General features: G+C 63.8%; 27 protein-coding genes. 12 read left to right on the top strand and 15 right to left on the bottom strand.

Features of this window, described 5'->3' with window-relative positions; all coding sequences use genetic code 11:
• From KDW55_RS28655 to KDW55_RS28640, 4 genes are all read left to right on the top strand, one after another.
• On the top strand, window positions 1-219 hold a 219-nt coding region (locus KDW55_RS28655; RefSeq protein ID WP_212198143.1), incomplete at its 5' end, for a hypothetical protein.
• Between the two features lie 17 nt (window positions 220-236).
• Entirely contained in the window at window positions 237-641 is a 405-nt protein-coding gene (cueR, locus tag KDW55_RS28650; RefSeq protein ID WP_069241571.1) for a Cu(I)-responsive transcriptional regulator, read from the top strand.
• 215 nt (window positions 642-856) lie between these two features.
• Window positions 857-1,003: a DUF3563 family protein gene (locus KDW55_RS28645; protein WP_080294620.1), complete on the top strand. Its 147-nt coding sequence runs from the start codon at window positions 857-859 to the stop codon at window positions 1,001-1,003.
• Window positions 1,004-1,117: 114 nt separating this feature from the next.
• Window positions 1,118-1,486: a hypothetical protein gene (locus tag KDW55_RS28640; RefSeq protein ID WP_212149926.1), complete on the top strand. Its 369-nt coding sequence runs from the start codon at window positions 1,118-1,120 to the stop codon at window positions 1,484-1,486.
• Between the two features lie 15 nt (window positions 1,487-1,501).
• On the opposite strand, the gene rlmJ is transcribed toward KDW55_RS28640, so the two are convergent.
• Together rlmJ and KDW55_RS28630 are read right to left on the bottom strand one after the other, a co-directional pair.
• On the bottom strand, window positions 1,502-2,347 hold the full coding sequence (gene rlmJ / locus KDW55_RS28635) for a 23S rRNA (adenine(2030)-N(6))-methyltransferase RlmJ (RefSeq protein WP_212149925.1): 846 nt from the start codon (window positions 2,345-2,347) through the stop codon (window positions 1,502-1,504).
• Window positions 2,348-2,458: 111 nt separating this feature from the next.
• The gene (locus tag KDW55_RS28630; protein ID WP_212198142.1) at window positions 2,459-3,430 is read right to left on the bottom strand and encodes an aldo/keto reductase; all 972 of its coding nucleotides are present in this window, start codon (window positions 3,428-3,430) and stop codon (window positions 2,459-2,461) included.
• Window positions 3,431-3,586: 156 nt separating this feature from the next.
• Between KDW55_RS28630 and KDW55_RS28625 the strand changes: the two genes are divergently transcribed.
• The gene (locus KDW55_RS28625) at window positions 3,587-4,375 is read left to right on the top strand and encodes a 3-hydroxybutyrate dehydrogenase (RefSeq protein ID WP_212161832.1); all 789 of its coding nucleotides are present in this window, start codon (window positions 3,587-3,589) and stop codon (window positions 4,373-4,375) included.
• Between the two features lie 151 nt (window positions 4,376-4,526).
• Here the strand turns inward: KDW55_RS28625 and KDW55_RS28620 are convergent, their stop codons facing one another.
• On the bottom strand, window positions 4,527-5,726 hold the full coding sequence (locus KDW55_RS28620; RefSeq protein ID WP_059548259.1) for an amino acid aminotransferase: 1,200 nt from the start codon (window positions 5,724-5,726) through the stop codon (window positions 4,527-4,529).
• Between the two features lie 259 nt (window positions 5,727-5,985).
• Between KDW55_RS28620 and uvrB the strand changes: the two genes are divergently transcribed.
• From uvrB to KDW55_RS28595, 5 genes are all read left to right on the top strand, one after another.
• The gene (gene uvrB / locus KDW55_RS28615; RefSeq protein WP_040144645.1) at window positions 5,986-8,076 is read left to right on the top strand and encodes an excinuclease ABC subunit UvrB; all 2,091 of its coding nucleotides are present in this window, start codon (window positions 5,986-5,988) and stop codon (window positions 8,074-8,076) included.
• Between the two features lie 219 nt (window positions 8,077-8,295).
• Window positions 8,296-8,847 (top strand): iron transporter, encoded by a 552-nt coding sequence (locus KDW55_RS28610; protein ID WP_040144644.1) that lies wholly within the window; start codon window positions 8,296-8,298, stop codon window positions 8,845-8,847.
• A gap of 54 nt (window positions 8,848-8,901) precedes the next feature.
• The gene (locus KDW55_RS28605; protein WP_006760846.1) at window positions 8,902-9,234 is read left to right on the top strand and encodes a cupredoxin domain-containing protein; all 333 of its coding nucleotides are present in this window, start codon (window positions 8,902-8,904) and stop codon (window positions 9,232-9,234) included.
• Between the two features lie 57 nt (window positions 9,235-9,291).
• On the top strand, window positions 9,292-10,134 hold the full coding sequence (locus tag KDW55_RS28600; RefSeq protein WP_040144643.1) for an FTR1 family protein: 843 nt from the start codon (window positions 9,292-9,294) through the stop codon (window positions 10,132-10,134).
• The gene (locus tag KDW55_RS28595; protein ID WP_212161833.1) at window positions 10,131-11,528 is read left to right on the top strand and encodes a 4Fe-4S binding protein; all 1,398 of its coding nucleotides are present in this window, start codon (window positions 10,131-10,133) and stop codon (window positions 11,526-11,528) included. Before KDW55_RS28600 ends, KDW55_RS28595 begins: the two co-directional genes overlap by 4 nt.
• 312 nt (window positions 11,529-11,840) lie before the next feature.
• Here the strand turns inward: KDW55_RS28595 and KDW55_RS28590 are convergent, their stop codons facing one another.
• The 3 genes from KDW55_RS28590 to KDW55_RS28580 all read right to left on the bottom strand — a co-directional run bounded on the left by KDW55_RS28590 (window position 11,841) and on the right by KDW55_RS28580 (window position 13,689).
• Complete coding sequence (locus tag KDW55_RS28590) at window positions 11,841-12,086, bottom strand: hemin uptake protein HemP (RefSeq protein WP_040144641.1); 246 nt, start codon at window positions 12,084-12,086, stop codon at window positions 11,841-11,843.
• 148 nt (window positions 12,087-12,234) lie between these two features.
• Complete coding sequence (locus KDW55_RS28585; RefSeq protein ID WP_040144998.1) at window positions 12,235-12,717, bottom strand: SRPBCC family protein; 483 nt, start codon at window positions 12,715-12,717, stop codon at window positions 12,235-12,237.
• A 99-nt stretch (window positions 12,718-12,816) separates the two neighbouring features.
• A complete protein-coding gene (locus tag KDW55_RS28580; RefSeq protein ID WP_212161834.1) occupies window positions 12,817-13,689 on the bottom strand; it encodes a pirin family protein in 873 nt (290 codons plus the stop codon).
• A 122-nt stretch (window positions 13,690-13,811) separates the two neighbouring features.
• On the opposite strand from KDW55_RS28580, the gene KDW55_RS28575 reads away from it, so the two are divergent.
• Entirely contained in the window at window positions 13,812-14,786 is a 975-nt protein-coding gene (locus KDW55_RS28575) for a LysR family transcriptional regulator (protein ID WP_212161835.1), read from the top strand.
• A 381-nt stretch (window positions 14,787-15,167) separates the two neighbouring features.
• Here KDW55_RS28575 and KDW55_RS28570 read toward each other — a convergent pair whose 3' ends face one another.
• The 9 genes from KDW55_RS28570 to KDW55_RS28530 all read right to left on the bottom strand — a co-directional run bounded on the left by KDW55_RS28570 (window position 15,168) and on the right by KDW55_RS28530 (window position 22,474).
• Window positions 15,168-15,596 (bottom strand): biopolymer transporter ExbD, encoded by a 429-nt coding sequence (locus tag KDW55_RS28570; protein ID WP_040144638.1) that lies wholly within the window; start codon window positions 15,594-15,596, stop codon window positions 15,168-15,170.
• A gap of 13 nt (window positions 15,597-15,609) precedes the next feature.
• A complete protein-coding gene (locus KDW55_RS28565; protein ID WP_040144637.1) occupies window positions 15,610-16,341 on the bottom strand; it encodes a MotA/TolQ/ExbB proton channel family protein in 732 nt (243 codons plus the stop codon).
• Window positions 16,342-16,375: 34 nt separating this feature from the next.
• Complete coding sequence (locus KDW55_RS28560; protein WP_212161836.1) at window positions 16,376-17,107, bottom strand: energy transducer TonB; 732 nt, start codon at window positions 17,105-17,107, stop codon at window positions 16,376-16,378.
• Window positions 17,108-17,324: 217 nt separating this feature from the next.
• Complete coding sequence (locus KDW55_RS28555) at window positions 17,325-17,561, bottom strand: (2Fe-2S)-binding protein (RefSeq protein WP_011885486.1); 237 nt, start codon at window positions 17,559-17,561, stop codon at window positions 17,325-17,327.
• Window positions 17,562-17,722: 161 nt separating this feature from the next.
• A complete protein-coding gene (gene murI / locus KDW55_RS28550; protein WP_069241568.1) occupies window positions 17,723-18,583 on the bottom strand; it encodes a glutamate racemase in 861 nt (286 codons plus the stop codon).
• Between the two features lie 43 nt (window positions 18,584-18,626).
• Window positions 18,627-19,103 carry a bacterioferritin gene (gene bfr, locus KDW55_RS28545; RefSeq protein ID WP_040144634.1) on the bottom strand — a complete coding sequence of 159 codons (477 nt, stop codon included), beginning with the start codon at window positions 19,101-19,103 and terminating at the stop codon, window positions 18,627-18,629.
• Window positions 19,104-19,298: 195 nt separating this feature from the next.
• The gene (locus tag KDW55_RS28540) at window positions 19,299-20,822 is read right to left on the bottom strand and encodes a fumarate hydratase (RefSeq protein ID WP_040144633.1); all 1,524 of its coding nucleotides are present in this window, start codon (window positions 20,820-20,822) and stop codon (window positions 19,299-19,301) included.
• 44 nt (window positions 20,823-20,866) lie between these two features.
• Window positions 20,867-21,448, bottom strand: a complete 582-nt coding sequence (locus KDW55_RS28535) for a TIGR00645 family protein (protein WP_040144632.1) — start codon at window positions 21,446-21,448, stop codon at window positions 20,867-20,869.
• 114 nt (window positions 21,449-21,562) lie between these two features.
• Complete coding sequence (locus tag KDW55_RS28530) at window positions 21,563-22,474, bottom strand: DMT family transporter (protein WP_212161837.1); 912 nt, start codon at window positions 22,472-22,474, stop codon at window positions 21,563-21,565.
• 326 nt (window positions 22,475-22,800) lie between these two features.
• Between KDW55_RS28530 and KDW55_RS28525 the strand changes: the two genes are divergently transcribed.
• Window positions 22,801-22,996, top strand: a 196-nt coding sequence (locus tag KDW55_RS28525) for an acetyl-coenzyme A synthetase N-terminal domain-containing protein (RefSeq protein WP_282972876.1), incomplete at its 3' end; no start/stop codon positions are given.

Here is a 22,996-nt window from a genome sequence, read left to right as displayed (position 1 = left end):
GCCTGCGGGCCGCGCCACCGCAAGATCCATCATCAGTGCGGATCGCTTTACCGTCCCGACGGCAGGTCGGTCGATCCGGCTTTCACCAATGCTTCGCCAATTCCGATTGCCGTGGCACACGTCCCCTACGACATCCCGGAAGTGAACCCCGCGATTTGCTACGATCGGTTTGTCGCGCCGCTAGTCGGTGGCGATATCTGCGTTCGCGCCAATGATTGATCGAGAGAGGGTCGGGAATGAATATCGGGGACGCATCGCGCGAATCCGGCGTCAGCGCAAAAATGATACGGTACTACGAAGAGGTCGGCCTCCTTGCACCGAGCAAGCGGAGCGATGCCGGATACCGGATCTACGGCACGGACGAGATCCATATTTTGCGTTTCATCCGCCAAGCCCGCCGGCTCGGTTTTCTCGTCGAGGATATCCGTAAGCTGCTGACCCTGTGGCAGGATCGCTCTCGAGCCAGCGCCGAGGTGAAATCGATCGCCCTTGAGCACGTCGCCGAGCTGGATAAACGCATTGCGGAGTTGAGCGACATGCGGGACACGCTGGCCGATCTCGCAGCGCACTGTCACGGGGACAGCCGCCCCGAATGCCCAATTTTGGCGCGTCTGGCTGCACCTAACGATGACCCAGATTAGTGCAAGCCCTCGGGCTCCAAAACAAGCGGCGAGCTGAAACCTAGCAAGATCAACGGTTTATACGCAATGCTTCAGAATCCATTCCAATCTGGAATGCTCTCCATGCAAGCATTTCACTGGCATCTTGGTGTGGCATCGCTATAATTCGGGATAACCCTATACGGGAAATCCCTGAATCTCGATTCGCCAGGGGTCCCCCTTCCTTGGAGAACATCATGATCGCCTACATCGTCGAAAAGCTGAGCAACTGGTTCGAATCCGCAGAACGTGAGCGCCGCGAGGCCTACCTTGCATCGTCGTCGGACATCGTCCAGCTCGAGAGCCGCATTCGCTCGCTCGAAGCAAACGGCTACTCGCTGTAAGTACTGCCGCCGTCAGGCGCAACGTGGCGCCGAACGAAAAGCAAGCCCCGTATTGACGGGGCTTTGTTTTTTTGTGCGACGGATCTGGCGAAATCGTCGGCGCGGCGCTATGGTATGGACCTGCTTTTCAACCGGAAGAATATGATCATGCGCTTGCGTCTCGATGTGCGTCACGTTTCCCGCGCGCGTCTGTTGTTGGGCGCCGCGGTGCTCGTTCATGGCGTCGCGGCTGTTGCCGCGACTTCGTCCCGGCCGCTGATTCTCGATACGCAGCGGGGCGTCCAGGACGGCCAAGGCGGGTTGGTGTTGCAAACGGCTCCGTTTTCGCCCGAACCGATCGTCGAACCCGCGGGCTTGCGAACGACGGCCGGCCAAGGGACGAATTCTTCGGTGCCGCTGTTTGTCGCGCCGTACATCGATGTGCCGGGCTGGAGCGCGTCACCGGCCAATCAGCACCGACCGACCGCGCGCCCGCAGCCGTAACGGCAATCGTCTCCTTCAGTTCGCTCGGTGCTCGATCTCGCACCGAGCGCCACTATCCCGCCCCAGCCGCTCCACCAGATAGGGCAGCACGTCTTTCATGCTCTGTGCGAGCGTGTACGGCGGATTCAGGATGAACATCCCGCTCCCGTAAAGGCCGAGCCCATCCGCGGGCGGGTTCGATACCGTCAACGTCAAATGCAGCCAATTATTTGGCTGCAGTCGCTTGAGCTGTTCCGGAAAACGCTGAGATTCCACTCGGGCGACCTGCGGATACCAGATCGCATAACAGCCGGTCGCGAAGCGCTTCAGGCATTCCGTCACGCACGTCACCGTGCGGGCGTAGTCCTTCTTGTCCTCGTAAGACGGATCGATCAGCACGAGCGCGCGTCGCGGCGGCGGCGGCAGTAGCGCCTTTATGCCTTCGAAGCCGTCACCGGCGAAGATCATTGCGCGTCGCCCCGCGTCGCGAAAGTTGTGACGCAACACGTCGATTTCGGTCGTGTGCATCTCGAACAGACGCATCCGATCCTGTTCGCGCATCAAGCGCCACGCGAGATACGGCGATCCCGGATAGTAGTGCAGTTCGCCGTCATCGTTCAGCGCGCGCACTTCGTCGATGTAATCGCCGAGTGCTTCGGGCAGGCTCTTGTCGTTCCATAGCGGGCCGATGCCGGTGTCGAACTCGCCCGTCTTGGCCGCGTAGCCGTCGCGCAGCGAATACACGCCGGCACCGGCGTGCGTGTCGATGTACCAGTACGACTTGTCCTTCTTGTTCAGGTAGCGCAGCAGTTGGACGACGACGGTGTGCTTGAGCACGTCCGCGTGGTTGCCTGCGTGAAAACCGTGACGATAACTGAGCATGGCTGACTGCCTGAAACAAAAGGTGAATCGATGAAGACGGACGATCGAGCGCGGCCGTCAGGCCGGGCGCCGATGCGGTCGCGTATTGTACGCGAGTGGCCGTGAGCCGCCTTACTCGTATGCATCGCCGACGGCCTCAGCGATGCGCTGCATGTTCTCTGGCGTCAGCTTCGCGGCGACGTCGACCGCTCGCATGTTGTCGCCGATTTGCTCGACACGCGATGCGCCCGTAATCACCGAACTCACGCGCGGATTCGCGAGCACCCACGCGATCGCGAACTGGGCCGTGCTGCAGTCGAGGTCGGCCGCGATCGCGCCGATACGCTCGACCGCGTCGTTGCTGGCCGGATCCGTGAGCCGGTCGCGGAGCCAGTCGTAGCCGGGCAGTTCGGCACGGCTGCCGGGTGGAACGCCGTTGCGGTACTTGCCGGTGAGTAGCCCCGATGCCAGCGGGCTCCACGTCGTCAGGCCAAGCCCGTAATCGTCATAGAGCCGCGCGTATTCCTGCTCCACCCTTGTACGATGGAACAGGTTGTACTGCGGCTGCTCGACCACCGGCTTGTGTAGATGATGCCGCTCGGCGATTTCGTACGCGGCGCGAATCTCGTCGGCACTCCATTCGGACGTGCCCCAATACAGCGCCTTGCCGCGCGCGATCATGTCGCTCATCGCCCAAACGGTTTCCTCGATCGGGGTGTTTGGATCCGGCCGATGACAATAGACGAGGTCGACGTAGTCGAGTTGCAGCCGGCGCAGCGAGCCATCGATCGCGTTGAGCAGATATTTCCGGTTCAGCGTGTGGTACTGGTTCGGCGCTTCTGCGAGTCCCCAGAAGAATTTTGTCGACACGATGTAGCTGATGCGCGGCCATCCGAGCGACTTGAGCGCGTGGCCCATGATTTCTTCGGATTTACCACCTGCATAGACCTCGGCGTTGTCGAAAAAATTGACGCCGGCGTCCCGTGCCGCAGCAAGGCATTCGCGCGCGACACGCTGGTCGACCTGGTTGCCGTAGGTAACCCACGAGCCAAGCGATAGCTCGCTGATCTGCAGGCCCGAGCGGCCAAGCCGTCGATAGTGCATGCGCATCTCCCGAGATTCGGAACGATCTTAAGCTTAGACGTTTTGCGAACGGTCGGCGGGGCTGATCGTGCACAATAGCGGCTGGCCCGCCAGCACGCTCACGGGACGAATGCGGCGGGATATGCTTTTTCGATCGGATAACGCAAGGAGACGGACATGGCAGCAGATCTGGGCGGCAAGACCGCAGTCGTCACGGGCGCCGCAAGCGGCATCGGCAAGGAAATCGCACTGGAGCTGGCGAAGGCGGGCGCGGCAGTCGCGATCGCCGACCTGAACCAGGACGGCGCGAATGCGGTGGCCGACGAGATCAACAAGGCAGGCGGCAAGGCGATCGGCGTCGCGATGGACGTGACCAGCGAAGAGGCGGTGAACAGCGGCATCGACAAAGTCGCCGAGACGTTCGGCTCGGTCGACATCCTCGTGTCGAACGCAGGTATTCAGATCGTCAATCCGATCGAGAACTATTCGTTCGCCGACTGGAAGAAGATGCAGGCGATCCACGTCGACGGCGCGTTCCTGACGACGAAGGCCGCGCTCAAGCACATGTACAAGGACGACCGCGGCGGCGTCGTGATCTACATGGGTTCGGTGCACTCGCACGAAGCATCGCCGCTGAAGTCGGCATACGTGACGGCCAAGCACGGGCTGCTGGGCCTCGCGCGCGTGCTGGCGAAGGAAGGCGCGAAGCACAACGTGCGCTCGCACGTCGTGTGTCCGGGTTTCGTGCGCACGCCGCTGGTGGACAAGCAGATTCCGGAGCAGGCGAAGGAACTCGGGATCAGCGAAGAGGAAGTGGTGAAGAAGGTGATGCTGGGCAACACGGTCGACGGCGTGTTCACGACGGTGCAGGACGTCGCGCAGACGGTGCTGTTCCTGTCGGCGTTCCCGAGTGCCGCGCTCACGGGGCAGTCGTTCGTCGTCAGCCACGGCTGGTTCATGCAGTAACGGCTGCCTGATCGAGCGGCAGCGGTGCACGCCGCCCGTGCCGGCATAGGGTCGCAAGCCCGGCCGGAGGGCATAAAAAAACGCGCTCCAAGGAGCGCGTTTTCGTTTCGGCGAAAGGACCGGCACGGCCCGATGATGGCCGCCGCCCGCCTTACTTCAGAACCGCTGCGATGGCGTTCGCGACCGCGTCGAGGTTGCGCGTGTTCAGTGCAGCGACGCAGATCCGGCCGGTGCCCACTGCATAGATGCCGAACTCTTCGCGCAGACGATCGACTTGCGCCGACGTCAGGCCCGAATACGAGAACATCCCGCGCTGTGCGTTGATGAAGCTGAAGTCGCGATCGACACCGCTCGCCTTCAGGCGCTCGACCAGACCATTGCGCATTGCGCGGATGCGGTCGCGCATTTCGCCAAGTTCCTCCACCCACGCAGCGTGCAGCTCCGGCGACGCCAGCACGGCTGCGACGACGGCGCCGCCGTGAGTCGGCGGGTTCGAATAGTTCGTGCGGATCACGCGCTTCAGCTGCGACAGCACGCGCGTCGCTTCTTCCTTGCTGGACGTGATGATCGACAGCGCGCCGACGCGCTCGCCGTACAGCGAGAACGACTTCGAGAACGACGACGACACGAACGCATTCAGATCGGCCGCGGCGAACAGGCGCACGGCAGCGGCATCGGCCTCGATGTTCTCGCCGAAACCCTGGTAAGCGATGTCGAGGAACGGCACGAGGTTGCGCGCCTTCACGACGTCGACGACCTGCTGCCATTGCGCTTCGGTCAGGTCCACGCCCGTCGGGTTGTGGCAGCACGCGTGCAGCACGACGATCGTGCCGGCCGCGTAGCCGTTCAGCGCCGCCAGCATGCCTTCGAAGTTCACGCCGTTGGTAGCCGCGTCGTAGTACGGGTACGCGACGACTTCGAAGCCGGCGGCTTCGAACAGCGCACGGTGGTTTTCCCAGCTCGGATCGCTGATCGCGACCTTCACGTTCGGGTTCAGGGTGCGCAGGAAATCGGCGCCGATCTTCAGCGCCCCCGTGCCGCCCAGTGCCTGCGCCGTGACCACGCGGCCTGCGGCGATCAGCGGCGAATCGTTGCCGAGCAGCAGCTTCTGCACGGCCGCATCGTAAGCGGCGATCCCGTCGATCGGCAGGTAGCCGCGCGGCAGGCCCGCCTCGACGCGCGCCTTCTCCGCGTCGCGAACGGCGCGCAGCAGCGGAATCTTGCCTTCTTCGTTCGTGTACACGCCGACGCCGAGGTTGACCTTGGTGGCACGCGTGTCGGCGTTGAAGGCTTCGTTCAGGCCCAGGATCGGGTCGCGGGGAGCAAGCTGGACAGCGGAGAAGAGCGACATGATGATTCGGCAGTAGTGAAAAGAGGGTCAGGCTTTCAGCCGGCGGGGCGGGCGCGGCGGACCGCGCGCCAACTGGCACGGCGCCGGAAAGCGCAGCAGCGTGACATTGTAGCGAATTCGTGCTGCCGAAGGCGGCGATTGCGCGGCGAATTGCGATTTCGAGCCCATGCAGCGCATCGCCGCGCGTCAGGATCCGTCAGCGGTCCGCAACGCCGGGAAGCGCTAGAATAGTTTTTTGCCCTTGCTCCGGCCGCACTCCATGTCCGTACATCACGCCGAAGTCGGCGACACGCTCGACGAATCGAAATTCGTGACCTTCGACGGGTCGCCGTTCCAGTTGTACCAGCCGTATCCGCCCGCCGGCGATCAGCCGACCGCAATCGAAACGCTCGTCGAAGGCGTCGGCGATGGCCTCGCGTTCCAGACGCTGCTCGGCGTGACCGGTTCGGGCAAGACCTTCACGATGGCCAACACGATTGCGCGGCTTGGTCGCCCGGCGATCGTGTTCGCGCCGAACAAGACGCTCGCAGCGCAGCTCTACGCGGAGTTCCGCGAATTCTTCCCGCGCAACGCGGTCGAGTACTTCGTGTCGTACTACGACTATTACCAGCCGGAAGCGTACGTGCCGCAGCGCGATCTATTCATCGAGAAGGACTCGTCGATCAACGAGCACATCGAGCAGATGCGGCTGTCGGCGACCAAAAGCCTGATGGAGCGCCGCGACGTGGTGATCGTCGCAACGGTGTCGGCGATCTACGGTATCGGCAACCCGTCCGAATATCACCAGATGATCCTCACGCTGCGCACCGGCGACAAGCTCGGGCAGCGCGACGTGATCGCGCGGCTGATCGCGATGCAGTATTCGCGCAACGAGCAGGATTTCCAGCGCGGCACGTTCCGCGTGCGCGGCGATACGATCGATATTTTCCCGGCCGAGCACGCGGAGTTGGCGGTGCGCGTCGAGCTGTTCGACGACGAGGTCGAGACGCTGCAGCTGTTCGACCCGCTGACCGGACGCGTGCGGCAGAAGATTCCGCGCTTCACCGTATATCCGTCGTCGCACTACGTGACGCCGCGCGATACCGTGATGCGCGCGGTCGAGACCATCAAGGAGGAATTGCGCGAGCGCCTCGAGTTCTTCCATCGCGAAGGCAAGCTCGTGGAGGCGCAGCGCCTCGAACAGCGTACGCGCTTCGATCTCGAGATGCTCCAGGAGCTCGGTTTCTGCAAGGGCATCGAGAACTATTCGCGGCACTTCTCGGGCGCTGCGCCCGGCGAGCCGCCGCCGACGCTGGTCGACTATCTGCCGTCCGACGCGCTGATGCTGCTCGACGAATCGCACGTGCTGATCGGTCAGTTGAACGGGATGTACAACGGCGACCGCGCGCGCAAGGAAAACCTCGTCAACTACGGGTTCCGGCTGCCGTCGGCGCTCGACAACCGGCCGCTCAAGTTCCACGAATTCGAGCGCAAGATGCGCCAGGTGGTGTTCGTATCGGCGACGCCGGCCGACTACGAGCAGCGCGTGACCGGGCAGATCGCCGAACAGGTCGTGCGGCCGACCGGGCTCGTCGATCCGGAAATCGAGGTGCGTCCGGCCAGCTCGCAGGTCGACGACGTGCTGACCGAAATCAACGCGCGCGTGGAGGCCGGCGAGCGCGTGCTGATCACCGTGCTGACCAAGCGGATGGCCGAACAACTCACCGAGTTCCTGGCCGATCACGGCGTGAAGGTGCGCTATCTGCACAGCGACATCGATACCGTGGAACGGGTCGAGATCATTCGCGACCTGCGCCTCGGCACGTTCGACGTGCTGGTCGGGATCAACCTGCTGCGCGAAGGCCTCGATATTCCCGAAGTGTCGCTGGTCGCGATTCTCGATGCCGACAAGGAAGGCTTCCTGCGCGCGGAGCGCTCGCTGATCCAGACGATCGGCCGCGCCGCGCGAAACGTGAACGGCAAGGCGATCCTTTACGCAGACAACATGACGGAATCGATGAAGCGCGCGATCGGCGAAACCGAGCGGCGTCGCGCGAAGCAGATTGCGTACAACGAGAAGATGGGCATCACGCCGCGCGGCGTGGTCAAGCGCATCAAGGACATCATCGACGGCGTCTACAACGCCGACGACGCGCGCGCGGAACTGAAGGAGGCGCAACAGCGCGCGAAGTTCGAGGACATGTCGGAAAAGCAGCTCGCGAAAGAAATCAAGCGCCTCGAAAAGCAAATGGCCGACTACGCAAAGAACCTCGAGTTCGAAAAGGCGGCGGCCACCCGCGACCAGCTTGCGTTGCTGCGCGAGCGCGTGTTCGGCGCGAACGTGGGCGACCATGTCAACGGCGGCAGGTAAATCTTTCCAAACGTCACTGAAACCTGTGGGTAACGCCGTTGTAAGCCTTGTCGGATAAGGGTTTTACACGGTGGCTCGTTTGTTCCGAAGCCGGTTCGGTGCTAAACTTCGCAAGTATTGAGAATAGTTCGCATTAACGTTCTTCATTGCGTTAGTGTTTTCGGCGAGCCGTCCGGGAGGGCGGCGCGCAGTGTGTCACACGAATAACAAGGAGTGTCCATGTTGGGTTCTTCGTTTATCCGCACGTCGGTTGCGGTGGCGGCGGCGCTTGCCGCGATGTCGGCCTCGGCCGCCGAATACCCGATCGGCAAGCAGCAGATTCAGGGCGGCATGGAAATCGGTGCCGTGTATCTGCAGCCGATTACGATGGATCCGGAAGGGATGATGCGCAAGGCATCGGATTCGGACATCCACCTCGAGGCGGACATCCATGCGGTCAAGAACAACCCGACGGGTTTCGCGGAAGGCGACTGGATGCCGTACCTGCAGGTCACGTACAAGCTGACGAAGCAGGGCGACGCGAAGTGGAAGGCGGAAGGCGACCTGATGGCGATGGTCGCGAGCGACGGCCCGCACTACGGCGACAACGTGAAACTGGCCGGCCCCGGCAAGTATCACCTGACGATGACCGTGAAGCCGCCGATGCAGTCGGGCCACATGGCGTTCGGCCGCCACGTCGACAAGGAAACCGGCGTGGGCCCGTGGTTCAAGCCCATCACGCTCGAATACGACTTCCCGTTCGCCGGCATCGGCAAGAAGGGCGGGTACTGATCGGTGGTATCACGGCGGCGTGCTTCGGTGCGCCGCCGACGCAGAGATTCCAGAATGAAATTTCCCCAGAAAATCGTCGCTGCAGCCGCTGCGCTGTGGCTCGCCGGCGCCGCACATGCCGCCGATCTGCCGACGTTCAAGCTCGAAATGACCGACGGCAAGCTGAATCCCGCCCGCATCGAAGTGCCGGCCGGCCAGCGCTTCAAGATCGAGATCCGGAATACCGGCAAGGGCGCCGCCGAATTCGAAAGCGTGCAGTTGCGCAAGGAGAAAGTGCTCGCACCGGGCGCTGATTCATTCGTGGTCGTCGCCCCGCTGTCGCCGGGCGAGTACAAGTTTTTCGACGATTTTCACCAGCAGGCACAGGGCGTCATCGTCGCGAAGTAATGCGGTTTATCTGCGTGCGTGCGCACGGTTGTGCCGCCCGCGCGTCAGGAGGGTTCTATGGGTCAGATCTTGTTCATCGTCTGGCGGGAGAGCGTCGAAGCGCTGCTCGTCGTCGGCATCCTCTATGCATGGCTGAAGAACGGCGACGACGATGCGCGTCGCGGCTTGCCCTTCCTGTGGACGGGCGTGGCGGTCGGCCTGTTGATGGCAATCGGCCTCGGCGCCGCGCTCGTCGGCTTCACCGAAGTGCTGTCCGGCGACGCGCAGGACTATTTCCAGACGGCAATGGTGCTGATTGCCTGCGTGCTGATCGTGCAGATGGTGCTGTGGATGCGCCGGCACGGGCGCACGCTGAAACGCGACATGGAGCAGTCGCTGCAGCAGAGCACGCGCGACTCGAACTGGTGGGGCGTCGCGGTGCTGGTCGCGCTCGCGATTGCGCGCGAAGGCAGCGAAACGGTGATTTTCCTGTACGGTCTCGGTTTCGGGCAGTCCGGGCATGTGGACGGCAGCCAGATGCTCGCGGTCGTGATCGGCCTGGGCCTCGCGTTCCTCACGTTCTATCTGTTGCAACTCGGCGGCAAGTACTTCTCTTGGCGGCACTTTTTCCGCGTGACCGAGGTAATGTTGCTGTTCCTCGGCGCGGGCCTGTTCCAGACCGGCGTCGACAAGCTGATCGACAAGGAGATCCTGCCGCTCGGCATCTCGCAACTGTGGGACACGTCGGCGATCCTCGATGATTCGGGCACGTTCGGTTCGCTCGTCGCGACGCTGACAGGCTATCGTGCGCACCCGGCGCTGACGAACCTGATCGCGTATGCGGTGTACTGGGCCGTGGTGTGGCTCCTGATGAAGCGCGCGAGCCGTCGTCAAACCGTTCCTGCGGGACGCGCGGCATGAGCGTCGTCGCCGCAGCCAAGCCGGGCTGGCTCGCGCAAGCGGGCCAGTGGATGCAACGCCACGGCGCGGTGATCCGCGGTATCCAGTGGATCGTGGTCGGCATCTACGCGTTCCTGATCATCGTGCCGGCCGTGTTGCCGCTGCCGGACGATTCCGCACACCTGTGGAACAACCTGACGCTCATCGCGCAGTTCGTGTTCTGGGGCATCTGGTGGCCGTTCGTGCTGCTGTCGATGGTGATGCTCGGCCGCGTCTGGTGCGGCGTGCTGTGCCCGGAAGGGGCGCTGACCGAATATGCGAGCAAGTTCGGCCGCGGCGGCGCGATTCCGCGCTGGATGCGGTGGGGCGGCTGGCCGTTCGTCGCATTCGGCCTCACGACGATCTACGGGCAGATGGTCAGCGTGTACCAGTACCCGCTCGCGGTGCTGTTCGTGCTCGGCGGCTCGACCGTCGGCGCAATTGTGATCGGCCTGCTGTACGGCCGCGAGAAACGCGTGTGGTGCAAGTATCTGTGCCCGGTCAATGGCGTGTTCGGGCTGCTCGCGCGGCTCGCGCCGATGCGTTACAAGGTGGACGAGGATGCGTGGCGCCGCTCGTACAAGAACGGCGAGCACGGGCATCGCGTGATCCCGATCAATTGCGCGCCGCTCGTGCCGTTGCGCAACATGAAGGGCGCCGCGTCGTGTCATATGTGCGGACGCTGCAGCGGGCATCGAGACGCGATCGCGCTGTCGTTGCGCTCGCCGTCCGACGAGGTCGTGAACCTCGGCGCGCAGCAGGCGAATCCGTGGGATACCGCGCTGATCCTGTACGGCCTGCTCGGCGTCGCGATCGGCGCGTTCCACTGGACCGTCAGTCCGTGGTTCGTGCAGATCAAGCAATGGCTCGCGGGCTGGCTGATCGATCATGACATCACTTGGCCGCTCGACACGAACGCGCCGTGGTTCCTGCTGACGCACTACCCGGATCGCAACGACGTGTTCTCGTGGCTCGACGGTGGGCTGATCGTCAGCTACATCGTCGGCACGGGGCTCGTGTACGGCACGGCGCTGCTCGTGCTGCTGGCCGGTGCGACGCTGATGCTCGGCCGCTTCGACCGCACGCGTCTGCATCATCTTGCACAGGCGCTGATTCCGATCGCCGGTGCGGGCGTGTTCCTCGGGCTGTCGGCGACGACGCTGTCGCTGTTGCGCGCAGAGCACGTGCCGCTCGGCTGGGCAACGGACGTGCGTATCGCGATTCTCGTGTGCGCGAACGCGTGGAGCGCGTGGCTTGCATGGAAGGTGACGGGGCGCTATGCAGGGTGGCCGCGCCGGCTGGCTGCGTTCGTCTGGTTCGCGGTCGGCCTGGCGGTTGTCGATAGCGCATGGTGGCTGATGTTCTGGGGCTTCTGATCCGGCATTGGCCGCGTTACGGCTGCGCTCTGACGTAACGCGCGACGGTGCATCGCTGTCGGCGTCTGGAGCGCGCCGCAGCGGCATCGACATCGCGTGCCGCTTGTTGCGCGCGGGGCCCAAACAAAAAGCGACACGTCGTTCGACGTGTCGCTTTTTTCTTCCTTGTGCGAGAACCAAAAAAGTGGCTTGGCTTGCTGCAACGGCTGCTTGAGTGTGTTTGCACGAAGGGGTCTAGATCTCGCGTGCAAGCCGTTACGCTGGCTACTGCCCAACACCTCTCAGGGAGGTGGTCCCCACAATACGCTGTCGTTACTTCGTCAGAATCAGTTTGCCCAGCCTCGTCGCGCGTAACTGATACGTTTCGCCGTTATGCGCGATGGCGATGTGGCTGTGACCTTGCAGCAGCGCATCGCTGCTCAGGGTGCGCGTACCGGCGTCGCCATTCCCGGCGGGTTTCGCCGGCGTCGTGACCGCCGCCGTCTTCTGACGGTTGGCGCTCGCGGTGCCGGTCGTGCGGCGCAAGGTCAACGTGGTCGGGCGCATGGTGTCGGTCATTCGGTTGATCGCTAACTGTCGATACGATGGAATGAATTCTAAATGATAACTATTCCCATTTACAAAAACTCTTTATCGATCGATCGGATGAATTCGATAGCCACAGTCAAAGGCGCCAGCGGAGGCGGCCCGTCGGCCGCCGTCGCCGTCAGTGGAGCGGATCGGGGTCCTTGCGCCCCTGCGCGTACTCGCGGATCAGGCGAACCGTGTCGATGTCCGACGTGCGATACGCTTCCTTGACGATGCCATGCGTGTGGCGCGCTTCCTCGCTGTCGTCCGTGACCGTCAGCGTCGTGCGGTACTCGAAGCGCAGGAACAACTCGTGGTCGTCGCGTTCCTCGATCGTCATCGTCAACGAGCCGCCGATTTCGCCGCCGGCCGCATGGACGTCGTAGCGTACCTGCTGGTTCGGCGTGAACGTCACGCGGTCGCGCACGGTTGCATGGCCGTAATGCAGTTCGCGTTCAAGCGTGGTTTCCGTCCGCTCGTGGACGACGCAGCTGTCGAGGCCGATCACGAACAGCTGCGGCTGTTCCGCACGCAGCACGAGGCCTTCCCAGAGCTGTTCGCGGGTCAGGGACGGCACGGCCGGATCGTCGGAGTTGATCTGGATCAGATGTTCGAAGTTCAAGGGGACGAGTTCCTTCTGGTGGCGGGCAGCCACATGGTTCAAGAAGTTATTGTGACGCAAAACGCGCAGCTTCGCGGAACCTGCACCCGCGAGCAGCCGTCACGTTTCGATGCGGCCCATGCGGCCCGTCTGGTAGTCGACCACGGCCTGCCGGATCTCTTCCTCGGTATTCATCACGAACGGGCCATAGCGGACGATCGGCTCGTTCAACGGCACGCCGCCGATCAGCAGCAGATCCAGCGGCGTGTCGCTGGCCTCGAAGGTCGCCGTGTCGCCATCGTCGCCGTAGACCACCATGTGCCGTTCGTCGACGCGCTGCCTGTCCGGCCCATAGCGGCCCGTTCCCGCGAGCGCGTACGCGAACACGCGATACCCGGCCGGCACCGGCTGCGCGACCGTTGCGCCCGGCTGCAGCGTGAAATGCTGGTAGAGGATCGGCGTGCGCGTCTCGATCGCCGCGCGAACGCCGAACGCTTCACCTGCGATCACGCGGACCTGCACCCGGCCGTCGGGCGACGTGGCGTTCGGGATGCGCTCGGCCGAAATCTCCTGGTAGCGCGGTGCGATGAGCTTGTCGCGGCGCGGCAGGTTCACCCATAGCTGGAACCCATGCGAGCGTCCACCTGCCTGTGCGAACTCGGGGTCCGGCATCTCGCTGTGCACGACGCCCGCACCGGCTGTCATCCATTGCACGTCGCCCGGGCCCAGCGCGCCGGCATGGCCGGCGGAGTCGCGGTGGCGAAAACGGCCGTCGAGCACGTAGGTGACGGTTTCGAAGCCGCGATGCGGATGATCCGGCGCGCCCTTGGCCTCGCCGGGCGCATAGTTGACGGGGCCCATTTCGTCGAGCAGCAGGAACGGATCGAAGTCCATCAGCAGCCGGGTCGGAAACGGACGGTGAACCACAAAGCCGCCGCCCTCGGTCGTGCGAAGTGCCGGGTACGTACGGTCAAGCGAGCGAGCAGTCGTCATGCTGAAGCCCTCGATATCATCGGAATAGCGTTATTTTTGAAACATGGCGCTATTATATTGGGCGTTTTACCGGCCGATTTGCGGCGGGTCGCAATGGATTGTTCTGAAATTGGAACGATGACATGAACATCGATGCACACAACCTGAACGACCTGATGTACTTTTCGCAGGTCGTCGAACACGGCGGCTTTTCGGCAGCGGAGCGCGTGCTGGGTATCTCGAAATCGCGTCTGTCGCGGCGCCTGACCGAACTCGAGGCCGCGCTCGGCGTGCGCCTGTTGCAGCGCTCGACACGCAAGCTCGCGCTGACCGAGGCGGGCGAGCTGTTCTACCAGCATTGCCAGGCAATGCTCGCCGAAGCGCAGGCCGCGATGAACGCGGTGCAGCAGCTGCGCTCGTCGCCGCGCGGCTCGGTGCGCGTGAGCGTGCCCGTGACGCTGTCGCAGACGATGCTGTCGCGGATCCTCCCCGAATTCCTGCACCGTTATCCCGAGGTGAAGGTGCACATCCGTGTGACGAATCGTGTGATCGACTTGTTCGAGGACTCGATCGACGTCGCGTTGCGCGTGCGCTCCGAGCCGCCGCAGAACGCGAACATCGTCGTGCGGCCGCTGTGGCGGACCGAGCAGATGCTGGTCGGCGCGCCGAGCCTGCTGAGCCAGAATGCGCCGCCGCTCGCGCCGGACGATCTGGCGCACTTCGAGACGCTCGATACGCCGAGTGTCGACGGACGGCACGTGTTCACGCTGATCGCCCCGGACGGCACGCGTCACCTGCATGAGCACGATCCGCGGCTCGTGACGGCCGATCTGATGACGATCCGCGAGGCCGTGCTCGATGGCCTCGGCATCGCGGCGTTGCCGGAGATGATGTACGGCAATGCGTTGCGCGCAGGGCAGTTGTCTCCGGTGATGCCGGGCTGGACGCTGCCGGTGCCGCAACTCTATGCCGTTTTCGTGTCGCGGCAGGGGATGCCGCCTGCGGTGCGCGCGTTCGTCGACTATCTGGTCGAGAAACTCGACCACGGCGAGTACAAGCAACCCGGCTGCCCCGAGCGTGCGAAGAAGGAAGCGGCGGTCGATGTTTCGGCCACCTGAATGCAGATTCCCGGTCGTGGCAAATTTGTTTTGTCATTGAAGCGGCGCCTGCAATCGCAAGTTTCAATCGTGCGGGCCTTGAATGCATACGCGCGCAGGCCTATATTGAAATCCCATTTCGCGAAGGAAGCTCTGAGCGGAATCAGGTGGCCGCATATGTTGCGAGCCAGATAGGGCAGAACGCGCAGTCCGTGCAGACCACGGTAGCCGCATTTGCGTTGCTCGAGGCGTAACCGATACCGCCGAAGAGCCCGCCGCCCGAAGGCGCCCGCGTGCGCATGAAAAAAGGCCTTCATCTGGCGATGAAGGCCTTTTACTTTGTGAGGCGCTTACGCGGCCATCGGTGCGCGCGCGACCAGTCGCGCCGACGTCATGCCCGCATTACTTTGCCTTCGCGGTCGGCTCCGTCACGAAGCCGAGCTTCGTCAGACCGCCAGCCTGCGCGTCGGACATGACTTCGGCCACGCGCTCATAGGCCACCTTGCGGTCGGCGCGCAAGTGCAACTCCGGTTGCGGCTGGTGCTTTGCCGCTTCGGCGATGTGCGCCTGCAACTGCTCGCGTGTGACCGTTTGGTCGTTCCACATGATCGTGCCGTTGCCCTGAATTGCGACGTCGACCGTCTGCGGTTTCTCGTCGACGGGCTGGCTGCTCGCGTGCGGCAGGTCGATCTTCACCGCGTGCTGCATCGCCGGAATCGTCACGAGGAAAATGATCAGAAGCACGAGCATGACGTCGACGAGCGGCGTCATGTTGATCTCGCTCATCACGCCATCGTCGTCGTCATCGCTGAAGCCGGTGTTCATTGCCATGGTTCGCCTCGTCTCAGCTGGCGCGCGAAGCAAGGCGCAGGCCGTCGCGAGGCGACGACGATGCCAGGCGCGCGCCCGTCACGAAGTACGCATGCAGGCCATGCGCGAAGCGGCGCAGCTTGCTGACCACACCCTTGTTCGCGCGGGTCAGCGCGTTGTAGCCGAGCACCGCGGGAATGGCGACGAACAGGCCGAACGCGGTCATGATCAGCGATTCGCCGACCGGGCCCGCGACCTGGTCGATCGACGTCTGACCCGTCGCGCCGATCGCGAGCAGTGCGTGGTAGATGCCCCACACCGTGCCGAACAGGCCGACGAACGGCGCCGTGCTGCCGATCGACGCGAGAATCGCGAGGCCGGCCTGCATGCGCGAGATGCCTTGGTCCATCGTGTCCTTCAGGCAGCGCGTGACCCAGTCTGACACGTCCATGCGATCGTGCAGATGCGGTTGCGTCTGATGGTGGTGATCGGTGGCTTCCTTGCCCGACAGGGCGAGCGCGAGGAACGGATTGTCGGTCGGCGTCGATGCGGCGAGGCCGAGCTTCTTGATGCCGTCGTCGAAATCGTCCGAATGCCAGAACGCCTGTTCCGCATTCTTCGTCAGACGGTTCAGGCGGACCACGTTCCAGCCCTTGACGATGATCACGATCCACGACAGGACCGACATCACCAGCAATATGATCGCGATCGCGCGCGTGACGAAATCCCCTTGCGCCCAGACGTGCGCGATACCGTAGTTTTGCATGTTCGTTTCCTTTGAAGCTTCCGGAGGAGGCGGGTTAGTCGGTGAGCCCGAAGTTGTAGGGCTGTGTGCGGGCGGCGCGGATCGCCTGGCCGTTTTCGATGTACGGGCGGCAGGTGGTCGAGCGCATCGCGTCGAGCGCCGCATCGTCGAGGCGCGGATAGCCGCTGCTTTTCTGCAGTTCGACGCTCTCGATCTTGCCGGTCACGCCGACGACGAAGTGAACATAAGCGGTGCCGGATTCGCCGCGGCGGCGCGACATCGACGGGTAGTCGGGCTTCACGAAGTTGCATTGGAGCGTCGGCACGTTCTTCGGTGCGCTGACCTGCATCGTTTCGCGAGCCGGGCCGGGCGCAGCGGCCGGCGCCGCCGGTGCGGGCGCGGCCGCGGCGGGCGTCGGGTCTGCTGCCGGTGCAGGCGTCGGCGAGGGATCGGGCGATTGCGCGACCGGCTGAGGTGTCGGTTTCGCCGCCTTCTGCACCGGCTTGGGCTCGGCCTTCGGCTTCACGCGCGGCGTGGGCTTCGGCGGTGCGGGCTGCGGTATCGACTCGGCAGCGACCTGCTGCGCGACCGGCGCGGGCGTAATCAGTTGCGCGGTGATCGACTTGACTTCGACCGCCTTCGGCGGCGGCGCGTTGCGATGGAGCCACGCGGCCGTCAACATGATCGCGTGTGCGGCAAGCACACCGACCGCGACGGTAACGACCCGGGGGTTCATACGTGGGGCAGCCGGCAGAACGCCGGTGGAAGCGGATTGCGAAGCCTGCATGTTAGCTTGAAAGTACGACGTCGCACCCGGGGCGCGGCGGGTGAATCGGTATTACTTGCGGAAGATCAGCAGCGAGATGCACACGGTAGTTAGAAATCCGATCAGCAATTCCATGACAGGCTCCTGGGCAGGTAAGCCGTTGGCTCGCGCGGACAGTGGCTTGCTGACGGTCGGACGTAAAACGCGGCTCGCGCCGCATGCGCACGCTCGGCGCGGCTCAGGCCGCCTTGCGGTCGTAGAACGTTACCGGGATCGGGTGAGCGTGATGCTCGACACCACACCGGCTCGCGCAGACGCCTTGTTCGGCCATGAGGTCGCGCACCGACTCCTCGCACTTGCCGCAGCACGTGGCCACGCCGAGCTCGAACTGGAGTTCATCGAAAGAGCTCACGCCCTCCGCGAGGGACGCGCGAATCTTGCGGTCGGAAACAGACTTGCACACGCAGACGATCATGATGAGTTGCGATAGCTAACGTTAATGCGAATTATTATCATTAAATTTGCGAGCGTTGACAACCCTGGGTCCGGCTTTTTTTAAGGTCATCAGACCCTTGAAGCGAAGCGGAGCGGTGCGGCTAAAGGTAACGACGGCCGCGGGCGATGCGGTGGCCGGTGTCAGGCGGTCGCGCAGGGGCGGGCGTTGGGCGACGAAATGGTGACCGATTCGACCGATGCGTCGAGGCCGAGCAGTGTCGAAGCGAGGGCACGCAGCTGGCGGCCGTCGCTCGTCGAGCAGAATCGTGGCGGTGCGGCACGCGTGCCGGCCGGCGCCCGCAGCGCGCGTTCGTCGAGTACTCGCCCGAGCTGGCGGGCGATCGCGTCGCTGGTGTCGACGATCGTCAGGCGGTCGCCAACCAGGTCGCGAATGGTTTCAGTGAAGAATGGATAGTGCGTGCAGCCGAGTACCAGCGTGTCTGCGCCGTCGTCGAGCATTGGCTGCAGGTAACCGTCGAGCAACGCGCGCAACGCGGGCGAATTCGTGTCGCCGCGTTCGATCGCCTCGACGAGCCCGTGGCCGGGCTGGCAAATGAAGCGCCGGCCGGCGCCGTAGCGGTCGAGCAGCGCTTGGAAGCGCGGACTGTTCAGCGTCGACTGCGTGGCAAGCACGCCGGCGACGCCGCTCGCGGACAGCGCGGCGGCCGGTTTGATGCCCGGCTCGACGCCGACGAGCGGTATCGACAGGCGTTCGCGGACGGCAGCGATCGCGCGCGCCGTCGCGGTGTTGCATGCAATGACGAGCGCTTTCGCCCCTTCGCGCGCAAGCCACTCGCCGATCGCCAGCGTGCGTTCCGTAATGAACGCTTCGTCGCGCGGACCATAAGGCGCGTGATGGGAATCCGCGACGTAGATGAACGACTCGCCGGGCAGGTGCGCGCGCACCGCGCGCAGCACCGACAGGCCGCCGAGCCCCGAATCGAAAATTCCGATGGGCGCGGCGGCGGGGCGAGCCCCGGAATCGGCTGGCTGATTCGACATCGTGATACGGACGGCTGGGGGGCGATCGTGGTGCGCGTGGTGATTACTCGGGCGAACCCATCATCGATTGCTGGTAGTTCTGCAGACCGACCTTGCCAATCAGGTCGATCTGGGTTTCGAGCCAGTCGATGTGCTCTTCGGTGTCGTCGAGAATCTTTTCGAAGATCTCGCGCGATACGTAGTCGCGCACCGATTCGCAGTAGGCGATCGCTTCCTTGCAGGTGGACTGCGAGATCTGCTCGAGCTTCAGGTCGCACTTCAGGATCTCTTCCGTCTCTTCGCCGACGAGCAACTTGTGCAGGTCCTGCAGGTTCGGCAGACCGTCGAGCATGAACACGCGCTCGATCAACCAGTCGGCATGCTTCATTTCGCCGATCGATTCGTCGTATTCGTGCTTGCCGAGCTTGTCGAGGCCCCAGTGTTTGTACATCCGCGCATGCAGGAAGTACTGGTTGATCGCCGTGAGTTCGTTTTTCAGTTGGGCGTTCAGATATTCGATGACTTTCTTGTCGCCTTGCATGGCTGTTCCTTGTTCAGTGGGGCTTCAGAAACCGAACGATAATCGCTCGAACGGGAAAAGCCAAGCCTGGTAGCCTTGTCCGGCTTGCCTTCTACGTGCAACGAGAATCAGTCGCGTAGCAACGGCCACACTCAATAATGAGAATGAGAAGTAAAAAGGCCGGACACGCGTCCGGCCTTTCGTGCAAGCGCGGGCTTAAGCAGTTGCGACAGGAATCTTGCCGATCTTCGCCTGCCACTCCTTCGGACCCGTCTGGTGCACCGACGTGCCCGAAGAATCTACAGCAACTGTCACAGGCATGTCCTGCACGTCGAACTCGTAGATCGCTTCCATCCCGAGGTCTTCGAATGCCAGCACCTTCGCACCGCGGATCGCTTTCGACACGAGGTACGCCGCACCGCCAACCGCCATCAGGTACGCAGCCTTGTGCTTCTTGATCGCGTCGATCGCGACCGGCCCGCGTTCCGCCTTGCCGACCATCGAGATCAGGCCGGTCTGCGCGAGCATCGTTTCGGTGAACTTGTCCATCCGCGTGGCCGTCGTCGGGCCGGCCGGGCCGACCACTTCGTCACGCACCGGATCGACCGGGCCGACGTAGTAGATCACGCGGTTCGTGAAGTCCACCGGCAGCTTCTCGCCCTTCGCGAGCATGTCGGCGATGCGCTTGTGCGCGGCGTCGCGGCCGGTGAGCATCTTGCCCGACAGCAGCAGCGTCTGGCCCGGCGTCCAGCTCGCGACTTCTTCCGGCGTCAGCGTGTTCAGGTCGACGCGCTTGCTGGTTTCCGTGTTCGGTTCCCACTGGACCTTCGGCCATGCGTCGAGCGACGGGGCTTCAAGCTTGGCCGGACCCGAGCCGTCGAGCACGAAGTGCGCGTGGCGCGTCGCTGCGCAGTTCGGGATCAGCGCGACCGGCTTCGATGCCGCGTGCGTCGGTGCAGCCATGATCTTCACGTCGAGCACGGTCGACAGGCCGCCGAGGCCCTGCGCGCCGATGCCGAGCGCGTTGACCTTCTCGTGCAGTTCGACGCGCAACTCCTCGATCCAGTCCTTCGGGCCGCGCGCGATGATTTCCTGAATGTCGATCGGCTCCATCAACGATTCCTTCGCCATCAGCATCGCCTTTTCGGCGGTGCCGCCGATGCCGATCCCGAGCATGCCCGGCGGGCACCAGCCAGCGCCCATCGTCGGGACCGTCTTCAGCACCCAGTCGACGATCGAATCCGACGGGTTCAGCATCACGAACTTCGACTTGTTCTCCGAGCCGCCGCCCTTCGCCGCGACCTGCACGTCGACCTTGTCGCCCGGCACGATCTCGTAGTGGATCACCGCCGGCGTGTTGTCCTTCGTGTTCTTGCGGGCGCCTTCAGGCGGATTGACGATCGACGCGCGCAGCACGTTGTCCGGGTGCGTGTAACCGCGGCGCACGCCTTCGTTGATCATGTCCGTGAGGCCCATCGTTGCGCCGTCCCAGCGCACGTCCATGCCGACCTTCACGAAGATCGTCACGATGCCGGTGTCCTGGCAGATCGGACGCTTGCCTTCCGCGCACATGCGGCTGTTCGTGAGGATCTGCGCGATCGCGTCCTTCGCAGCCGGGCTTTCCTCCAGCTCGTACGCGCGGCCGAGGGCCTGGATGTAGTCGAGCGGGTGGTAGTAGCTGATGTACTGCAGCGAATCCGCGATGCTCTGGATCAGGTCTTCCTGTTTGATGACGGTCATGGCTGAGACTCTGTGGGGACAGTGGGGAATACGTTGGCGGCGATTCAGGCCGCCGGTCGGGACGACGCTGGCGCGTGCGCCTCGTGGAAATGGGCCGGGTGCGTGTGGGTCGTCAGGCGGTCGACCCACGCCATGACGAGCGCCGACACGAGGAACGACACGTGGATGATCACCTGCCACATGATCGCGTGCGTCGTGTGCTGGTCGGGGTTGATGAAGGTTTTCAGCAGATGGATCGACGAAATGCTGATCAGCGCCATCGACAGCTTGACCTTCAGCACGCCCGCGTTCACGTGGTCGAGCCATTCGGGTTCGTCGGGGTGCCCCTCGATGCCGAGACGCGACACGAATGTCTCATAGCCGCCGACGATCACCATGATCAGCAGGTTCGAGATCATCACCACGTCGATCAGGCCGAGCACCGCGAGCATCACGCTGATCTCGTCGAGGCCGGTCGCATGCGACAGCAGGTGCCAGACTTCCTTCAGGAACAGAAATACGTAGACGCCCTGCGCGACGATCAGGCCCAGATAGAGCGGAACCTGGAGCCAGCGGCTCATGAAAATCAGCCCGGGCAGCGGGCGAAGCGGGCGACGGGTGGAGCCGGGCGAATGCGGGGCGGACATGATGGAGGTACGGGCGCTGTGCGCAGGTATCGGGGGTAATCTTGAAAAAGGCGCGCTATTGTAACGCGTCGGCCGGCGCGGCTGCAGCGACGCGCGGGGTTTGCCGGGGACAGATCACGACGCGCCCGCCGGCGCGCGTGTCACGCGCAGGCTCGCGAGCACGATGCCCGTGACGACGCACGCGAGCGCGATGCCGTGGGCGAGCGTCGGGCGTTCGCCGAGGAACGCGATGCCGTACGCGGCCGCCGCGACCGGCAGCACCGCGCTGAACACGCCGGCCAGGTTGCCCGGCACGTGCCGGATGCCCTTCATCCACAGCCAGAACGAGAAGATGCTGGCCGACAGCCCGTACCAGACGACGAGCGCCCACGTGCCCGCCGGCACGCTTGCGTAATCGAAGTGCCACAGCGCCGTCGCGCCGAGCGGCAGCATCAGGCACAGACCGAAGAGATGCGTATACGCGCAGATGTCAATCGGCGCGAGGGTCTGCGTAAGCCGTCGCGACAGGATCACGTAGATCGATTCGCAGCACACGGCGCCGAGGATCATCAGGTTGCCGGTCAGCGAGCCGGACGCCGTGCCGCCGGCGCCGTGCATGCCTTCCGCGGCGCCGTTCGCGAGGTTGATCGTCACGACGCCCGCGATGGCGAGCGCGATCGACACGAGTGCACGGCCGTTCGGTTTTTCACGCAGGATCAGCCACGCGAACAGCGCGACGATCGCCGGGATCGTGCTCGTGATCACGCCGGCCGCGACCGCGCTCGTGCGCTGGACGCCGTTGAGCATCAGCAGCGTAAACATGAAGGTGCCGAAGAACGCTTGCAGGAACAGGTTCAGCCACTCCGCGCGCCGGACCGCGCGCATCTTCAACGGGCGGAACAACGGCCATAGCACTGCGATCGCGATCACGAAGCGCAGGGTTGCGAGGATGGCGACCGGGACGAATACGACAATGGATTTGCCGATACCGACGTTGCTGCCGACGAGCACCATCGACAGAACGAGAAAGAGCGCATAGCGATTCAAGCTGGAGTCCGGGGGGCGAGTTCAGTTAGGATTGTAGGGTCGCATTTGTAACAGCGTAAAGCGGACCGCAAGGTCGCCGGCCGGAACGCGACGCGGCGTGCGAAACCGCGCGTCTGCGTAAGTGACGGGTAAGTTCGAGCGCTTATCGTGGAAAGTGCCGGACCCACCGTTCACCGACGCGTGACGTGGTGCGGCGCAGCATCGCGTGCAGCCTTCGGGCGGCGCGCGGGTGAGTGGGAGACACGGCGCAGATGCGCCGGCCAAGACGCGCGGCGCGCACGATCGCGCCGCCATGCAGAGGATTCATGTTCACCAAGGGGTAGTCGATGTCTGCGATTGAATCGGTTCTTCACGAAACCCGTCAGTTTGCGCCGCCCGAGGCGCTCGAGAAGGCGGCGACCGTCTCCGGCATGCCGGCCTACCGCGCACTGGCCGCCGAAGCCGAGCGCGATTACGAAGGCTTCTGGGCGCGCCTCGCACGCGAGGGCCTGAGCTGGCACAAGCCGTTCACGAAGGTGCTCG

Source organism: Burkholderia sp. AU19243 (assembly GCF_018148075.1).
GTDB classification, from domain to species: Bacteria; Pseudomonadota; Gammaproteobacteria; order Burkholderiales; family Burkholderiaceae; genus Burkholderia; species Burkholderia latens_A.
This window is presented reverse-complemented; position numbering and strand designations above follow the sequence as displayed.

Excerpts from the sequence above, each read along its gene's own strand:
- KDW55_RS28645 (WP_080294620.1), top strand. The coding sequence starts at position 857 with ATGATCGCCTACATCGTCGAAAAGCTGAGCAACTGGTTCGAATCCGCA.
- cueR (WP_069241571.1), top strand. The coding sequence starts at position 237 with ATGAATATCGGGGACGCATCGCGCGAATCCGGCGTCAGCGCAAAAATG.
- KDW55_RS28630 (WP_212198142.1), bottom strand. The coding sequence starts at position 3,430 with ATGCACTATCGACGGCTTGGCCGCTCGGGCCTGCAGATCAGCGAGCTA.
- KDW55_RS28590 (WP_040144641.1), bottom strand. The coding sequence starts at position 12,086 with ATGACCGACACCATGCGCCCGACCACGTTGACCTTGCGCCGCACGACC.
- KDW55_RS28600 (WP_040144643.1), top strand. The coding sequence starts at position 9,292 with ATGGGTCAGATCTTGTTCATCGTCTGGCGGGAGAGCGTCGAAGCGCTG.
- KDW55_RS28605 (WP_006760846.1), top strand. The coding sequence starts at position 8,902 with ATGAAATTTCCCCAGAAAATCGTCGCTGCAGCCGCTGCGCTGTGGCTC.
- KDW55_RS28625 (WP_212161832.1), top strand. The coding sequence starts at position 3,587 with ATGGCAGCAGATCTGGGCGGCAAGACCGCAGTCGTCACGGGCGCCGCA.
- KDW55_RS28610 (WP_040144644.1), top strand. The coding sequence starts at position 8,296 with ATGTTGGGTTCTTCGTTTATCCGCACGTCGGTTGCGGTGGCGGCGGCG.
- KDW55_RS28575 (WP_212161835.1), top strand. The coding sequence starts at position 13,812 with ATGAACATCGATGCACACAACCTGAACGACCTGATGTACTTTTCGCAG.
- KDW55_RS28540 (WP_040144633.1), bottom strand. The coding sequence starts at position 20,822 with ATGACCGTCATCAAACAGGAAGACCTGATCCAGAGCATCGCGGATTCG.
- KDW55_RS28580 (WP_212161834.1), bottom strand. The coding sequence starts at position 13,689 with ATGACGACTGCTCGCTCGCTTGACCGTACGTACCCGGCACTTCGCACG.
- uvrB (WP_040144645.1), top strand. The coding sequence starts at position 5,986 with ATGTCCGTACATCACGCCGAAGTCGGCGACACGCTCGACGAATCGAAA.
- KDW55_RS28570 (WP_040144638.1), bottom strand. The coding sequence starts at position 15,596 with ATGGCAATGAACACCGGCTTCAGCGATGACGACGACGATGGCGTGATG.
- KDW55_RS28560 (WP_212161836.1), bottom strand. The coding sequence starts at position 17,107 with ATGCAGGCTTCGCAATCCGCTTCCACCGGCGTTCTGCCGGCTGCCCCA.
- bfr (WP_040144634.1), bottom strand. The coding sequence starts at position 19,103 with ATGCAAGGCGACAAGAAAGTCATCGAATATCTGAACGCCCAACTGAAA.
- KDW55_RS28565 (WP_040144637.1), bottom strand. The coding sequence starts at position 16,341 with ATGCAAAACTACGGTATCGCGCACGTCTGGGCGCAAGGGGATTTCGTC.
- KDW55_RS28620 (WP_059548259.1), bottom strand. The coding sequence starts at position 5,726 with ATGTCGCTCTTCTCCGCTGTCCAGCTTGCTCCCCGCGACCCGATCCTG.
- murI (WP_069241568.1), bottom strand. The coding sequence starts at position 18,583 with ATGTCGAATCAGCCAGCCGATTCCGGGGCTCGCCCCGCCGCCGCGCCC.
- KDW55_RS28595 (WP_212161833.1), top strand. The coding sequence starts at position 10,131 with ATGAGCGTCGTCGCCGCAGCCAAGCCGGGCTGGCTCGCGCAAGCGGGC.
- KDW55_RS28555 (WP_011885486.1), bottom strand. The coding sequence starts at position 17,561 with ATGATCGTCTGCGTGTGCAAGTCTGTTTCCGACCGCAAGATTCGCGCG.
- KDW55_RS28640 (WP_212149926.1), top strand. The coding sequence starts at position 1,118 with ATGGACCTGCTTTTCAACCGGAAGAATATGATCATGCGCTTGCGTCTC.
- KDW55_RS28535 (WP_040144632.1), bottom strand. The coding sequence starts at position 21,448 with ATGTCCGCCCCGCATTCGCCCGGCTCCACCCGTCGCCCGCTTCGCCCG.
- rlmJ (WP_212149925.1), bottom strand. The coding sequence starts at position 2,347 with ATGCTCAGTTATCGTCACGGTTTTCACGCAGGCAACCACGCGGACGTG.